We start from the raw sequence: 14,074 nt of genomic DNA on the forward strand, positions 1-14,074 counted from the left end.
TGGGCGGCGGGTCGGTCAGCCCGCGAAAGCCACAGAGTGGCATTCTGTTTCGCGGATTTGCGTAGCGCGAATGATTGCGTTACTCCGCGGCAGATATTGCCGTGCGCCACGCCAACAGGCGTCCGCCTGATGCCTGCGCCACTTGTAGCGGTACGAAATCCGCGGGCCGGACGGCCCCTCTTTTCATCACCGCCGTGGGCGGCGGGTCGGTCAGCCCGCGAAACCCGCAGAGTGGCATTCTGTTTCGCGGATTTGCGTAGCGTGAATGATTGCGTTACTCCGCGGCAGATATTGCCGTCGCCATAACACTTTAAGCACTTGTTGGAAAATTCTGGAAAAATCCGTTCGCTAAACCGGATACACTACAGCGTACCCTGCAGGGCGGCGCGCTGGACGCAATGTAATATGCTGGAGGTGTCCGGAATAGTGTTGAACGTTTATTGTTTTTATTTGTTTAAAATCAATAACATGGTGTGATTCTATGCGTTATTTTCTTAATTTTCATTTATGAAAATATCGATTTTTAAGCTCTAATTGGTGTAATTGTCTTTTTTGTTGCCAGGCAGGCAGGGTATTTCGCCTAATGCGCGGCGGCGTGTGAGTGATTAATTTTACCTTAGCTTGCTAAGATATTTCTCACTCAACTAAACCGCCTAAATCATTTGCTTTGTGGCCGCCTCTTTACCTATTATTCGCCAAAATTCAAGCCTGCTAATCAGGTAATAAATTCTGCCCTCAGGATGTGTTTGGTCGCGCGTCGACCGGACGTGGGCGCGTTGAACCTGCCGTGTTCAGCCTTATCAGGAGCAAAGGAATGTCTGACTATCGCCCATCGTCTAGTGCGTATCCGCTGCGCGGCGCGCTGCTCAGCCTGGCGCTGCTGTCGACTCCGCTGTGGGCGGCGCCGGGCGGGGACTCGCCACTGGCCGCCGCCCGGGCGCGCGATGCGGAAGAGCAGCAGCGCCAGCAGGCGCGTGAGCGGGCGCTGCAGCAGCAAAATAGCCCGGAGCGCGACGTGCGCCTGGCGCGGCCGGCGATCGCGCTGGCCGACTACCCGCACAATGAGCGCCCCTGTTTTCCCATCCGTACGCTGCGCCTGATCGGTGAAAACGCCGCCGATTTTCAGTGGGCGCTGGCCGCCGCGGAGGGCGCCCGCGGACGCTGCCTCGGTGGACAGGGGATCATGCTGGCGATCAACCGGGTACAAAATGCGATCCTCGCCCGCGGGTATGTCACTACCCGGGTGATGGCCGGTGAACAGGATCTCACCCGGGGCACCCTGACCCTGACGCTGCTGCCGGGTCGCATCGGCCAGATAGGCTTTGCCGGACCGGTCTCCTGGCGCGCGCGCCTGTGGAACAGCATTCCGGCCTCGCCGGGCGACCTGCTCAACCTGCGCGACATTGAGCAGGGGCTGGAGAACCTGCGGCGGCCACCCAGCGCCACGGCGGAAATCAATATCGTCCCCGGCGCACACGATGGCACCAGCGATCTGCAGGTCAGCTGGCAGGAGAGCCGCCCGGTGCGGCTGAATCTGGGACTTGACGACAGCGGCTCAAAAAGCACCGGCCGCTACCTCGGTACCGCCACTCTGGCGGTGGATGCCCCGTTCGCACAAAACGATCTGTTCTACGCCTCGATTGGCAAAGATCTCCTGCAGCACGGCCCGTTTGGCAACCGCTCTCACACGCTGAATTATCTGTTTCCGTTCGGCAACTGGGCGCTGTCGGCCAATTACAACGATTACACCTGGTACCAGAGCATCCCCAACGCCAATGAAGTGCTGCACTACAGCGGTAAGAGTGACAATGCCCAGCTGACCCTGTCGCGGCTGCTGTTTCGCAATCAGGCGCACAAAACTACCCTGAATCTGCGCGTCTGGCGGCGACATGCCAGCAACGCCGTCGAAGATATCGATATCTCGCAACAGCGCCGCCGCACGGCGGGCTGGGAAGCGGGCATTAATCAGCGCAGTTACCTCGGTCAGGCGACGCTGGACGCCAGCCTCAACTGGCGGCGCGGCACCGGCGCGTTCGGCGCGCTGCGGGCGCCGGAGGAGCAAACCCACAGCGGCAGCGCACGCACCGGCATCGCCACCGGCGACATCAGCCTGAACCAGCCGTTTCAGATTGGCCAGCAGCCGTGGCGGGCGGTCAGCAGCCTGCGCGGCCAGTGGAGCGCCCACCCGCTAACGCCGCAGGATCGGCTGGCCATCGGCGGTCGCTACACGGTGCGCGGTTTTGACGGCGAGCAGATGCTCTCCGGCGAGCGGGGGCTGCTGTGGCGAAACGAGCTGGCCTGGCACCTGCTGGCCAGCGGGCAGGAGCTGTATGCCGCCGTTGACTACGGTCGCGTAGACGGCCCCGGAACCCGCTATCTGGTGGGGCATCAGCTGGCCGGCAGCGCCATCGGCGTGCGCGGCGCGCTGTGGCGGCGCGTCAGCTACGACCTGTTTGCCGGCGTCCCGCTGTGGAAACCCGCCGATTTTCATACCTCCGGCGTCAGCGCCGGCTTCAGCATCAATGTTGAAATGTAACCGACGCCGACTAACCGAATGGGGATGCCCCGTCATGGATGAGACAAATGAATAAACAGTGCTATTGCCTGATCTACAGCCGCACCCACGGCGAGCTCCGCGTGGTCTCTGAACTGGTCCGCAGTAACGGTGGCGGCTCCGGGCGCTACCGCGCCGGCGGCACGCCGCGCCTGTGGGTCACGCTGCGCCGCGCCGGCTGGCTGCTGGCGCTGGCGCTGTTTGCCCCGCCGGTGCTGGCCGACGGTATTGTCGCCGACGGTCGGGCCCCCGCCGCGCAGCGGCCCGAGGTGATCGCTACGCAAAACGGTCTGCCGCAGGTCAATATCACCGCGCCGAACCCGGCCGGGATATCGCACAACCAGTTTACGCAATTCGACGTTGGCGCCAACGGCGCGATCCTGAATAACTCGGCGGTAATGACTTCCACCCAACTGGCGGGGATGATTCAGGGCAATGCGAATCTCCACCCGGGGTCGGCGCCGGCGCGGGTGATCCTCAACGAGGTCAACAGTAGCGATCCCAGCCAGCTGCGCGGCTACCTTGAGGTCGCCGGCGGGCGGGCGCAGGTGATCATCGCTAACCCGGCGGGCATCCTTTGCGACGGTTGCGGCACTCTCAACGCCGGCCGCATGACGCTGACCACCGGTAAGCCGCAGCTGAACGCCGACGGCAGCCTCGCCGGCTGGCAGGTAGAACGCGGCCAGATCCGCATTGGACGCGGCGGACTGAACGGCGATGCGCGGCAGGATACGGACTATGTGGATATTCTCGCCCGCGCGGTGGAAATCAACGGCGGCGTCCGGGCAAAACAGGCGCTGAACGTGGTGGCCGGGCGCAATCAGATCGCCGCGGACGCCAGCACCGTGACCCCGCTGGGTGACGGCGGCGAGCGCCCCGCGTTGGCGATCGACATGGGGCAAATGGGCGGCATGTACAGCGGCCAGATCCGCATGATCGCGACCGAGGCGGGCGTCGGCGTGCGCAACCAGGGGGGACACCTGCAGGCCGGTAAAACGTTAACGGTCAGCAGCGAAGGCCAGCTGGTGTGGCAGTCGATCGGCGAGAAGCCGGTAACCGAAGCGGCCGGGGATATTCAACTCAGCGCCCGCCAGGATATCGATCATCACGGCAAGCTGTGGAGCGGCGGCACGCTGCGCGTCGAGAGCCGGGAGGGCGCGCTGCGTCAGTCCGGTACGCTGGCGGCGGCGGGCGACGTCACGCTGCAGGCGGCGACCGACATTGAAAGCAGTGGCCACCTGCTGGCCGGATCGGACGCCAACAGCACCCTGGTACGTCCGGCGGATCTCAGCCTCCGCGCGCGCGGGCAGGTGCAGGCCAGCGGCAGCCTGCTCAGTCAGCAGCGGGTTTCGGTGCGCGGCGCCGGCGTGGATCTTAGCCACAGTACGCTGGCGGCGAAAGCGGCGACGCTCAGCGCCGGTCAGCACGACGTGGCGGTGCGCCAGGCCACTCTGGACAGCGGCGTCCTGCGCATTGACAGCGCGGCGGACGTGGATGCCCGGCAGGCGCAGGTGCGCGCCGGGGAGTGGGCGGTCAGCGCCCGCGATCTGCGCGCGCGCGACGGGGTCTGGACCCAGGTCGGCGGCGGCGAGAGCCGCTTTAACCTTACCGGCCTGCTGGACAACCGCGACGGTACGATTGAAGCCAATGCGCTGGGGCTGGACGCCGCGGCGCTGGACAACGGCGGCGGACGGCTGGTGGCGCTCGGTCAGCCGCAGCAGCACTGGCGGATAAGCGGACTGCTGGATAACCGGCACGGTGAGTTAGGCGCGAACGGCGATCTCAGCCTGGCGGTCGGCGACCTGAATAACGCCTCCGGCAGCCTGCTCAGCCAGGCTTCGCTCAGCCTGAGCGCCGCCGGAGATATTGAGAACACCGCTGGCCGTCTGCTGGCCGGACAGCAGTTAACGCTGGATGCCGCCGGCGTCCTGAATAATCTGGAGGGCCAAATCAGCGCCGCCAGTCTGCAGCTCAGCGGCCAGCAGCTGAACAATCACGGCGGCACGCTGTTCAGCAGCGACGATCTTACCCTGACCGCAGCGCAGACGCTGGATAACCGGCAGGGACAGATCGGCGCGCAGGGGACGCTGACCCTCTCCGCCGGCGTGCTGGATAACCGCGACGGCAGTGCCCAGGCCGGCCAGCAGCTCGCGGTGGCGGCGCAGCAGGTTAACAACGCCGGCGGCAAGCTGCTGGCCGATCGCCAGCTGACGCTCAGCGCCGATGAGGGGCTGAACAATCAGCGCGGTACCCTCGGTGGGCAGACGGTTGATATCGCGGTGCAGACCCTGGCTAACACCGGTGGCAAGGTGCTGGCGCAGCAGTCGCTGGTGCTGGACGCGCAGCGGGTGGACAACGCCGCGGGCAGCCTGCTGGCGGTGGATCGGCTCAGCCTGCAGGCGGCGGACGGCCTGAGCAATCGCGGCGGGAGCATCAGCGCGAACACCCTCACGCTGAGCGGCGGGTTCTGGGACAACGCGCTGGGCACGATAGTGGCAGAGCGGGCGCTGAGCCTGCAGGCGCAGCAGGGGCTGAATAACCAGGATGGCTGGCTGGAGGCCGGCGGCGCGCTAACGCTGGTGAGCCAGGGCGGAATCGATAACCGGCGCGGCACCGCGCAGGGCGGCAGCGGCGTGGGCGTCACGACGGACCGTCTGGATAACCGCGGCGGCCGACTGCAGTCGGGCGGCGCGCTCACGCTAGACAGTACCGACAGCGTCAACAATCAGGGCGGCACCCTCACCGCGCAGCAGGCGCTAAGCTGGCAGGGCGATAAGCGGGGGGCAGTTCGACAACCGCGGCGGCAAGGTGATTGGCGGCGACGGCGTCACGCTGAGCGGGGCGCAGTGGCGCAATGGTCAGCAGGGGCTGCTGCAGAGCCGGCAGGCGCTGACGCTGGCTCTCAGCGGGCGGCTGGATAATCAGGACGGCACGCTGGCCGCCAGCGGCGCCACGCGGCTGGCGGCCGACGCGCTTGATAACCGCGGCGGTACGATTCAGTCGCTGGACGCGCTGGACATCCGCGTGGCGCAGAAGCTGGATAACGGCGGCGGGCAGATTTTCAGCCGGCTGGCTCAGTCCCTGCAGGCGGCCAGCATCATCAACGCGAAGGGCTGGCTCAGTCCCTGCAGGCGGCCAGCATCATCAACGCGAAGGGCTGGTTTGGTAGCCAGCAGCGCTGGAGCGCGCGCGCCGGGCATTTTGATAATGCCGGCGGCAGTGTGCAGAGCGAGCAGGCGATGACCTTTGCCGTCAATACGCTTAATAACGCGCTGGGAGCCGTGCAATCGGCGGCCGATCTGCAGCTGAACGTGCTGGCGAATCTCAACAACGCGCAGGGCAAAATCAGCGCCGCCGGCGCGCTGGGCCTGCGCGGTGCGGCGGAAGATAACGCCGCCGGCACGCTGGATAACCGCGGCGGGCAGCTGCTGGCCGGTGCCGGGCTGAGCGTCCACGCGGCCGGCGTCGATAATCAGCAGCAGGGGCTTATCTACAGCCAGAAGGCGCTGCGGCTGGCGCTCAGCGGCGTGCTGGACAATCGCACGGGCAAATTGCAGAGCGGCGAAGCGGCGGAGATCCGCGCCGCTTCGCTGGATAACCGCGGCGGCGCGATTGCCGGGCAGCAGCTGCTGACCCTGCAGTTGCTGACGGTGCTGAATAACGAGGGGGGGACGCTGCGCAGCAATGGCGATCAGCAGCTCGCCGCCGCGCAGATCCGCAATCAGCAGGGAACCGTCGCCAGCCTGGGCGGCCTGACCCTCAGCGCCGCGGCGCTGAACAACCGCGACGGCACGCTGGTAGCCCAGGGCGACAGCCGCTACGCGGTGGCGCAGCTGGACAATCGGCAGGGCAAACTCCACAGCGGCGGCGCGCTGCTCCTGAACAGCGAGGCGATCGTCAATCAGGGCGGCCAGCTGGTTGCCGCCGGCGATCTGACCCTGCGCACCGCGGCGCTGGACAACAGCGAGGGCACCGTCAGCAGCCAGCAGGCGCTGGCCGTCACCGCCACCCAGCTGCACAACCGCGACGGCGGCCGGCTGATCGGCACCCGCGACGTGGCGATCGCCGCGGATACGCTGGATAACCGCGCCGGACGCCTGCAGAGCGCCGGGACGCTGAGTCTGTCGCTAGGCGATGCGCTGGATAATCGCGGTGGCCAGGTACTGGCCAACGGCGCGCTCTCGCTCGACGCGCCCGACAGCGCCGTGCGCGCCGCGGCGGGCATCAGCCTGCTTAACGCCGGCGGTACGGTACAGAGCGGATCCACCCTGACCCTGCGCGCCCGCCATCTTGATAACCAGCGCGGAACGCTGCTCAGCCAGCAGGCGATGACCCTGACCCTGGGAGAAGATTACACCCACCGCGCCGGCGACACCCTCAGCAGCAACCGCGCGCTGACCCTCAGCGTGGCCGGCGTGTTAACCAACCTTACCGACTGGCTGCTGCCGGGCAGCGTCAGCTTTACCAGCCGCCACTTCAGCAACGCCGGCCGCCTGGTGGGGAACACGCTGCGCCTCACCACCGGCAGCCTGAACAATCGCGGGCGGCTGGAGGGGGACACCCTGACGCTGAGCGCCGACAGCCTCGACAATCGCGGTGCCATCATGGGCGACGATCTTCGCCTGACGCTGCGCCAGCTGGATAACCAGGGCAGCGAGGCGGTGATTGCCGCCAGCGACGCCCTGCACATCCGCACCGCGCAGCGGCTCAGCAATCTGCAGGGGGCACTGATTTACAGCGCCGGCGCACTGCAACTGCACAGCGACGACCGGATAGAGAACCGCGCCAGCAGCATCGAGGCGGACGGCGACGTGACCCTGCAGGCCAAACGCTTCGACAACCTGCGCGAGGGGCTGGAGATCGCCCGCGACGCGGAGAGCAGCAGCTATCAATGGCACCGCTATAACTACTACTGGCGATCCTACGGACACGATACCAATACCGATCCCAGCACCATGACGCCGACCACCCAGACGCTCACCTTCCAGAACGACGCCGCGGCGCAGGAGAACCGCTACGGTACCCTGCTGGCCATCGACGCCGCGGGCAAGCGCGCCCAGGTGCGGGTAAAAAATAATCAGGGCCAACTGGTGGATCTGTGGGTCAACTATCTCGGGCTGACGCCGGGCGCCAACGGCAGCTACGCGATGACCTTCTACGAAACGCGCGGCTTCCGGCAGCATGCGGTGCCGACCCCCTATCACAATACGGTCTGGCGCGAGGCTGGAACGGGCATTATTGAACAGTGGAACCCTGATAAGCATATTGATATTGCCTCGGCTCCCCTTGTCACAGACTACAGTAACCTGCGCGAACGCACCGCCTCCGGCACCGTGACCCGCGATAAGCTGGTCTCGGCCGGCGTCGGCGCGCAGCTGCTGGCCGGCGGCAGCCTGGTGATGCACATCGGGGAATCGCTGCTCAACGACGCCAGCACCCTCAGCGCCAACGGCGATCTGACCCTCGACGGCCGCGGCACGGTGGAGAACAAAGGCTACTCAGTCAATGAGCGGCGCGATGAAACGTTTGTCGATCATTATGATCAAGACACCGTGCACTGGTATCCCACGCAGCACAACGTGCAGACCGTGGCGCTGGCCACCGTGGACGGCATCATCAGCGGGCACGGCAACGTCAGCGTGCGCGGCACCCGCATCGAGAACACCACCGTTAACCAGGCGCAAGTCAGCCGCGCGGAAGCGGCGCTGAGCGCGGCGGAGGCCGAGCGCGTTGAGTGGCAGCGTAACCCGCTGGCGGTCAGCGTGGCCGGCGGCGCCGTTGATCCGGGCAGCACCCAGCTGTCGCCCGGCAAGCAGCCGGGGGCGGTGGCGATCGATCCGCAGGATCCGATCGGCCGTCCGCTGCTGCCGGCGGAGCTGGCGCTGACCGAACAGCAGCACCTGCCCGGCGTCGCCACCGCTATCCCCAATAACGCCCTGTTCCGGCAGCATACCGCGCCGGGCAGCCCGTTCCTGGTGGTCACCGATGAGCGCTTTACCTCACGCAGCCAGTTTATCAGCAGCGACTATCTGCTGCAGCGGGTGGGCTACGATCCGGCGCAGGTGCACAAGCGGCTCGGCGATGGCTTCTACGAGCAGCGGCGGGTGCGCGAGCAGATTCTGCAGCTGACCGGCCGGCCGTCGATCCACGGCGAAGACGCCATGGCGCAGTACCAGGCGCTGATGAACAACGCCGTGAAGGTCGCGCAGGATTTTCAGCTGGTGCCCGGCGTGGCGCTCAGCCCGGCGCAGATTGCCGCGCTGCAGCAGGACATCGTCTGGATGGTGAGCGAAACGGTCAATACCGCCAGCGGCCCGCAAACCGTCTGGGTGCCGAAGGTCTATCTGGCCAGCCAGACGCTGCGGCTCGGCGGCGACGGCGCGCTGATCGCCGGCGGCCAGCTCAGCCTGTCGGCGGAGAGCGTCAGCAACGCGGCCAACCTGTTTGCCGACCAGGCGCTCCGCATTGACGCCGGTACTTTCAGCCAGCAGGGCGGGGTGATCCAGGCCGACACCCTCGGCGTACAGGCCGACAGCCTGACGATCAGCACCCATCTGCAGGAGGCGCTGCGCCAGGCGACGATGCGCGCCGGCGATATCAGCCTCAGCGGCGGCGATGTGCGCCTGCAGGGGGCGAAGCTGGACGCCGGCAACGATCTCAGCCTCAGCGCCCGCCACAACCTGGAGATCGGCATGGCGAAGAGCCAGTTTAGCGGCAGCACGGCGCTGATTTCCGGGGCGATGGGCAACCGCAATTCCCGGGTGCTGGAAGAGCCGGGGCAGCGCATGGCGCAGATCAGCGGCGAGTGGCAGCAGGCGCTGGGCAGCCTGCTGAACGCCGGCGGTAACCTCAGCCTGCGCGCCGGGCAGGATATTCGCCTGCAGGGCAGCCAGGCGGCGGCGGGCGGTCAGCTCGGCGTGCAGGCCGGGGGCAACCTCAGCCTGACGGCGGACAAAACGACCAACACCAGCCACCTTGAGGCCGGCAGCCGCACCACGTCGGTAAGCAATAGCCGCCGCGAAGAGCAGCTGCAGCTCACCACCCTGAGCGGTCAGCAGGGGGTAACGCTGCTGGCCGGCCAGCAGCTGCTGGCCGAGGGCGCCCAGGTTGACAGCCGGGCCGGTGCGGTGGGCATCAGCGCCGGCGAGGTGATGCTGAAAGAGGCGCACCAGGCGGTAAGCGACAGCGACAGCGAACGCCATCGCGGCCGTAAATCGTCCAGTCGCCGCGAGATGGAGACGCAGCGCGACGGCGTGGTGGGCAGCACCCTCAGCGGCGAGCAGGGCGTCACGGTACTGGCGCGCGATGGAAACCTCACCGTCACCGCCAGCACGCTGCACAGCGAGCAGGGCGCGGTGGCCCTGCAGGCGAAAAACGACGTCACGCTGAATACCGCCAGTGAGACCACCTCGCAGTTTATTGAAAAGCATGCTTCGAAGAAAAAGTTCCTGTCGAAAAGCAGCAGCCACAGCGTGCAGCACGATCGCACCACCGTTGAGCGGGGCAGCCTGCTGAGCGGCGACAGCGTCAGCGTTACCGCCGGTCGCGATTTGACGGTGAGCGGCTCGGCGATCGTTGGCGACGGCGACGTGATGCTGCGGGCGGGCAACAACGTCGACATCGTTGCGGCCACCGAAAGCGAATCGCACTTCCTGCTGGAGCAGAAGAAAAAGAGCGGGCTGCTGAGCAGCGGCGGCCTCGGCTTCAGCATCGGCAGCCAGTCGTCGCGCCATCAGATTGATGAGCAGGGCACCACGCAGAGCCAGAGCGTCAGCACGGTGGGCAGCCAGCAGGGCAGCGTCACGATAACGGCGGGCAGCCAGTTGCACATTGGCGGCGCCGATCTGCTGGCGGGCAAAGACCTGAGCCTGAGCGGCGACGGTGTGAGTATCGACCCCGGCTACGACTGGCGCCGCCGGACGGAGACGTTTGAGCAGAAGAGCAGCGGCCTGACGCTGGCGCTCTCCGGCACGGCGGGCAGCGCGCTCAATGCGGCGGTCAGCACCGCGCAGCAGGCAAGAAAAGAGGGGGGCGGGCGGCTGGGTGCGCTGCTGGGCGCGCAGGCGGCGCTGAGCGGCGTGCAGGCCGGGCAGGCGGCGGCGCTGGACAGCGCGCGCGCGGAGGCGGGCAGCGGGCAGGGCGGCACCAATACGGTGGGGATCGGCGCCTCCTACGGCAGCCAGTCGTCGAAAAGTGAAACCCGCAGCGAGAGCCTGCAGGCGCAGGGCAGCACGCTTACCGCGGGACAGAACCTGTCAATCACCGCCACCGGCGGGGGGAGCGGAGCGGGCAGCGGCGACATCGCCGTTGTCGGCGGCCAGCTGAAGGCGGGCGGGAACCTGTCGCTGGACGCGGCGCGGGACATCAGCCTGCAGTCGGCGCAAAACCGCGACAGCACCGATGGCAGGAACAGCAGCCATGGCGGCAGCCTTGGGGTCGGCGTTGGCGTCGGCGGGGGCGGGGGCGGGCTGAACGTCGCGGCCAGCGTCAACGCCGGCCGGGGGCATGAAAACGGCAGCGGCCTGACGCAGGTGGAGACCACGCTGGACGCGGGAAGCCGCCTCAGTCTGACCAGCGGCCGGGATACGGCGCTGCAAGGCGCGCAGGCCGGGGGAGAGACGGTCACCGTCGACGCCGGGCGTCACCTGACGCTGCAGAGCCGGCAGGACAGCGAGCGCTACGACGCGAAGCAGCAGAGCGCGAGCGCCGGCGGCAGCGTGGCGATTATCGGGGCGGGCGGCGGCGGCGGGCTGAGCGCGAGCCGGGACAAGCTGCACAGCCGCTTCGACTCGGTGCGTGAGCAGACCGGGCTGTTTGCCGGTCAGGGCGGGTTTGACGTGACGGTCGGCGGGCATACGCAGCTGGACGGGGCGGTTATCGGCTCGACGGCGGCGGCGGAGAGGAATAAGCTGGAGACCGGGACGCTGGGCTGGACGGACATCCACAACGAGGCGGACTTCCGGGCGGAGCACCAGGGCGCGGGCCTCAGCAGCGGCGGGTCGCTGAGCGCGGGCGCGGCGGGCAGCCAGTTCCTCGGCAACCTGGCCGGCGGGCTGCTGGCGGGGGTCAACCACGCGGGGAGCGCGAGCTCGACGACGCAGGCGGCGGTCAGCGCCGGCGACCTGGTGATTCGAGACCGTGAGAAGCAGCAGCAGGCGGTGAGCGGGCTGAGCCGGGACGCGGCGAACGCGAACCCGGGCCTGAATCCGATCTTTAACAAAGAGCAAGAGCAGAGCCGTCTCCGGCAGGCGCAGGTGATTGGGGAGGTCGGCAGCCAGGTGTCGGACATTATCCGCACGCAGGGCGACATGGCGGGGCTGAAGGCGCAGAAAGACCCGGCGGCGCTGGCGCAGGCGCGTGAGCAGCTTGAGAAGAGCGGCAAACCGGCGAACGACGCGGCGGTGATGCAGCGGGCGTATGATAACGCGATGCGGGAGTACGGGACGGGCAGCGCCCTGCAGAAGGCGGCGCAGGCGGTGACGGGTGCGCTGACGGCGCTGGCGGGGAATAATCTGGCGGGAGCGCTGGCGAGCGGGGCGTCGCCGTACCTGGCGACGGAAATCAAGAGGCGTGTTGGCGAGGATAACGCCGCGGCGAACGCGATGGCGCACGCGGTGCTGGGAGCGTTGACGGCGGAGCTGAACAACCAGTCTGGGGTCGCTGGCGGAGTGGGAGCCGGCGGCGGAGAGCTGGCGGCGCGCTACATCGCCGGCGAGCTGTTTCCGGGCAGGACGGCAGAGCAGCTGAGCGAAAGCGAGAAGCGGCAGGTCAGCGCACTAAGCCAGCTGGCCGCGGGGCTTGCGGGCGGGCTGGCGACGGGCGATACTGCGGGAGCGGTGACCGGAGGCCTTGCCGGCAAGAATGCGGTTGAGAATAACTTCCTGGGGGCCACATCCTCCGACAGGCTGGATAAAGCCATTGAGAAAATTAAGAGCGGCGATAAATTCCTGGCTGCCGCCAATGATCTGATAAAGCTGGAAAATGCCGATAAGCGCAGCGATGCGCTGATGTCGAAATTTACCAAAGACCCTTCGCAGATGAACAGCACGGAACGCGCCGAGCTGGCGGGCTATCTGCGGATATATGCTGCCGAGATGGAAAAAGAGTACGGTCAGGCGGTGTCGCAGGAACTGGTTAAAGGGCTGCTGTCGGGTCAGGCTTATATCAAGCGCAATCCTGACTCAGCGGCAATGGCTAAAGCGCAGACTATTATGAATACTTGGGCTACCATAAATCGAATGCCGGCATTGGCGACCCGGCCCTGCTGTTCGGCGGTAATGTGTTGGGCACCACGATAAAAGAGGGCATGGCGCTAAATGCGGCGATAGGCGCAGGTGTTAATACGGTATCTCAGATGTCTGGAAAAGATCCGTTCAGCTATGTTGATGCGATTATGGCTGGAGTGACAGCGGCTGCTACGACAGGTAAAGGTATTGGGGCATCGGCTGCAATTAATATGGGCGGTGCTGCTGTTGGCAGCGGGATTAAAGGGGAAGATCCGACTAATTCAGTTATCAGTACTGGATTAGGTTCCGTGATTGGTGGCAGTACTGGAAAGGTTATATCTGGATCTTTAGGAACTTCTGTAAAACAGGGAACGGCAGATATTATTAGCAATATCGGTGGGTCCGTTACTAGTGAAGCTGTTGGAAATACAGTAAAAGGAACGCTTGATGAAGCCGATAAACCCGTTAAAAAGTAATCAGAGTGTCAATTTAAATACTCTTGTTAAATTGGTGGTTCGTTGTGTTTTTTGTGTTTTTTTTATAGCAACGATGGGCTGTCTTCTCGGCAGATTAATAGTGTTTTTTAAAGCCAATTTTTTACTATTTGATTGGAAAAAGGATGTTTTTTATTCTTTAAAAGTAGGCGCTTCCGCGGGTACATTAGCTGGGATCGGCATCTGGATAAAAGCCAAACTGCAAGAGCGAAAAGATAGCAAACCCCGATCTGAATAACCCCATCAATCCCGGCTATTGAGCCGGGATTTTACTTTACACATCCGTCAGTTATTGCCTTATCGCTACGGCTTACTAATCACCTCGATCAGCTCCGTCACCTGCCGCTGCTTGCGCGCCGACAGCTTACAGACCTTCCTCAGCGTCTGCATAATCTCCGGTTCCGGTTCCGGTTCCGGCTCTGCCTGCCGGGCCGTAATCACCAGGCAGCCCGCCATCACCCGCACGTTAATCTTCACCCCGGTCTCAAACCCCGCCAGCTCCAACTGTAAGTATCCCTGCAAAAAGAACCATTCACTTTTAGAGATCTTCCGACATACTGAATATGTCCCCAGAAGGAGATCGTTATGCGTAAAGCCCGATTTACTGAGCACCAGATTATCGCCGTTTTGAAGTCTGTTGAAGCCGGTCGAACGGTGAAAGATGTCTGCCGTGAGGCAGCTATTTCAGAAGCCAGCTATTACAACTGGAAAGCGAAATATGGCGGAATGGAAGCTTCTGATATCAAGAAAATTAAAGACCTGGAAGATGAAAATAGGCGTCTTAAACAGATGTTTGCTGA

General features: G+C 65.0%; 5 protein-coding genes and 1 pseudogene. 5 read left to right on the forward strand and 1 reads right to left on the reverse strand.

Annotated features, from left to right (window positions below; genetic code table 11):
- Positions 1 to 814: 814 nt before the first annotated feature.
- The 4 genes and pseudogenes from BS626_RS17535 to BS626_RS17590 all read left to right on the forward strand — a co-directional run bounded on the left by BS626_RS17535 (position 815) and on the right by BS626_RS17590 (position 13,512).
- Positions 815 to 2,536, forward strand: coding sequence for a ShlB/FhaC/HecB family hemolysin secretion/activation protein (locus BS626_RS17535; protein WP_075183656.1), 1,722 nt, complete (start codon positions 815 to 817; stop codon positions 2,534 to 2,536).
- A gap of 47 nt (positions 2,537 to 2,583) precedes the next feature.
- Positions 2,584 to 12,852, forward strand: a pseudogene (locus BS626_RS18950) (hemagglutinin repeat-containing protein).
- A 56-nt stretch (positions 12,853 to 12,908) separates the two neighbouring features.
- On the forward strand, positions 12,909 to 13,256 hold the full coding sequence (locus tag BS626_RS18960) for a hypothetical protein (protein ID WP_240494333.1): 348 nt from the start codon (positions 12,909 to 12,911) through the stop codon (positions 13,254 to 13,256).
- Complete coding sequence (locus tag BS626_RS17590) at positions 13,228 to 13,512, forward strand: hypothetical protein (RefSeq protein WP_075183659.1); 285 nt, start codon at positions 13,228 to 13,230, stop codon at positions 13,510 to 13,512. Before BS626_RS18960 ends, BS626_RS17590 begins: the two co-directional genes overlap by 29 nt.
- Before the next feature lie 65 nt (positions 13,513 to 13,577).
- On the opposite strand, the gene BS626_RS17595 is transcribed toward BS626_RS17590, so the two are convergent.
- The gene (locus BS626_RS17595; protein ID WP_075183660.1) at positions 13,578 to 13,820 is read right to left on the reverse strand and encodes a SymE family type I addiction module toxin; all 243 of its coding nucleotides are present in this window, start codon (positions 13,818 to 13,820) and stop codon (positions 13,578 to 13,580) included.
- 39 nt (positions 13,821 to 13,859) lie between these two features.
- Here BS626_RS17595 and BS626_RS17600 point away from each other — a divergent pair.
- Positions 13,860 to 14,074: transposase (locus tag BS626_RS17600; RefSeq protein WP_075183224.1), on the forward strand; the 215-nt coding region annotated here is incomplete at its 3' end.

Origin of the sequence: Pantoea sp. 1.19 (assembly GCF_001922585.1) — a bacterium.
Classification (GTDB): domain Bacteria; phylum Pseudomonadota; class Gammaproteobacteria; order Enterobacterales; family Enterobacteriaceae; genus 1-19.

Bases quoted from the DNA above. Each gene is read 5' to 3' on its own strand.
- BS626_RS17535 (WP_075183656.1), top strand. From the start codon at position 815: ATGTCTGACTATCGCCCATCGTCTAGTGCGTATCCGCTGCGCGGCGCG.
- BS626_RS18960 (WP_240494333.1), top strand. From the start codon at position 12,909: ATGTCTGGAAAAGATCCGTTCAGCTATGTTGATGCGATTATGGCTGGA.
- BS626_RS17590 (WP_075183659.1), top strand. From the start codon at position 13,228: ATGAAGCCGATAAACCCGTTAAAAAGTAATCAGAGTGTCAATTTAAAT.